Below are 2,047 nucleotides of genomic sequence, written 5' to 3' on the forward strand. Positions count from 1 at the left end.
TAATATTGTCTCTATGTTCACACCGAACTGGCACAGTTTATTGATGGCGCGCGCTTTAGAAGGTTTACTACTTGGTGGTGTACCCGCAGTGACGATGGCTTGGATTGCCGAAGAAATCGCACCTGAGCACTTAGGTAAAACTATGGGTTTATATATTGCAGGTACGGCTTTTGGTGGCATGATGGGCCGTGTCGGCATGGGTATTTTGGTTGAATATTTTTCATGGCGCACCGCCTTAGGCTTACTTGGGGCAATCTGTTTTGTTTGCTCAATTGCCTTTTTAAAATTACTTCCCGCATCGCGTAATTTTTTGCAGAAAAAAGGGCTAAATTTAGATTTTCACATGCAAATGTGGCGCGCTCATTTAAGCAATACAAAATTATTACGCCTATTTGCGATTGGTTTCTTGCTGACTAGTGTTTTTGTGACTTTGTTTAACTATGCCACTTTCCGTTTAAGTGGAGCACCTTATTCACTCAGTCAGACACAAATTAGCCTTATTTTCTTGTCGTATAGCTTTGGCATGGTTTCTTCATCGTTGGCAGGTAGCTTAGCGGATCGCTTTGGTAAAAAAACCATGATGATGGGTGGTTTTGCCTTAATGATTGTAGGGAGCCTCATGACCCTACTCAGCTCGCTTTTCGGCATTATTATTGGTATTGCATTTATTACCACAGGTTTCTTTATTACCCACTCACTTACCAGTAGTTCTGTGGGCGCTGAAAGCAAACAAGCTAAAGCCCATGCCAGTTCACTCTACTTACTTTTTTACTATATGGGTTCAAGTATTGTCGGCTCAGCAGGCGGATGGTTCTGGTTGCACGGTGGTTGGAGTGCCATTGTAGGTTTAACCGTGGTCTTGTCTTTAATTGGAATATTTTTAGCGGTTTATACTTCACATGCCAAAGCACATTAATGTAGTAAAACTCTAACTTGTTCAGGCTAGCCCCTATGAGCATTTAAAAATGATATGAAAAAATTTAAATGCTCATTTTTTGGCTTGTAATTTTTTTAAGAAACTGTAAAATTCACTCCACATCGCCGGCATAGCTCAGTTGGTAGAGCAACTGACTTGTAATCAGTAGGTCCACAGTTCGAATCCGTGTGCCGGCACCATCATTAAACCTCATGAATATTTGATTTATGGGGTTTTTTGTTGTCTGTAGATTTTACAATCTACCTTGTGACTCTATTGTCTTAGGTGGCAAAGAAATTCGTTAATAAGAAATGAAAAAAGCCCAACATCCTGTTGGGCTTTTTTCGTATTTCGTTACTAGGTACACTTCCTGTAATACCTCACGTCCTGATGCTTAAACTTATTATTGTTGTTTTACGTTTCGGAACTTCCTGTTCCTGATGAATTCATCATAGGCAATTCTTGAGATTATAAAAAGACGCCAATTTCCCGAATTTATGTAAGAAAAAGCGTACATGATTCTTTTAAATTTAAAACTTGATTTATCTATCATGGAAATAAAAATATGAATTTATAAACAAGTTCTGTTCGTCAATTAAATAAGAAAACGATATAATGAGTTTATTACTTTATTTCTAAAATAAATTTAAAAACAACAAGGAACGAGATGTTTACTTTGCCATCAAATATTTTTCAGCCCTTAGCGCTCATACTCGCATGCCTTATTTTCATTGTAAGTAAAATGCCGCAGCTAAAATATAGAAAAACCATATTATTTTTAGCTCTTGGCAGTCTTACTTTAATCTGTGCTTTGGCAATATTTGGCTTCTTTAATTAAGCCTTATTTCTTGCTCTTTTCTATCATTTTTTCAAAGTGTTTAAGGTTTGGGTTCAGTGTATCCCATGCATAGGCTTGGCTCACAAACACCTCTGCTCTAGGTTGATAGAGACTCGGGTCATCAAGCGTACCTGCACGTATTGAAATCATTTCAGGCGCAATTTCAGGTAAGCCAAAAAGCTGAGAACCACAAGTCGGGCAAAACGCTCTTTTAATAGGTCGGCCAGAAGATCCCAAAGTCTCAAAATATGTCAGCTCACCATTCACTTTTAATTCAGACTGGTGAAAAAAAG

General features: G+C 38.1%; 2 protein-coding genes and 1 tRNA gene. 2 read left to right on the forward strand and 1 reads right to left on the reverse strand.

Going from position 1 to position 2,047, the window contains the following annotated elements; genetic code table 11:
- Both sxtP and J536_RS23775 read left to right on the forward strand, forming a co-directional pair.
- On the forward strand, window positions 1–916 hold a 916-nt coding region (gene sxtP, locus J536_RS23770; RefSeq protein ID WP_032064201.1), incomplete at its 5' end, for a multidrug efflux MFS transporter SxtP.
- A 124-nt stretch (window positions 917–1,040) separates the two neighbouring features.
- Window positions 1,041–1,116 (forward strand) — tRNA-Thr (locus J536_RS23775).
- A 641-nt stretch (window positions 1,117–1,757) separates the two neighbouring features.
- On the opposite strand, the gene J536_RS23780 is transcribed toward J536_RS23775, so the two are convergent.
- Window positions 1,758–2,047: GFA family protein (locus J536_RS23780; protein WP_032064202.1), on the reverse strand; the 290-nt coding region annotated here is incomplete at its 5' end.

It is taken from the genome of Acinetobacter sp. 809848 (assembly GCF_000581275.1).
In the GTDB taxonomy this organism is placed as follows: Bacteria; Pseudomonadota; Gammaproteobacteria; order Pseudomonadales; family Moraxellaceae; genus Acinetobacter; species Acinetobacter pittii.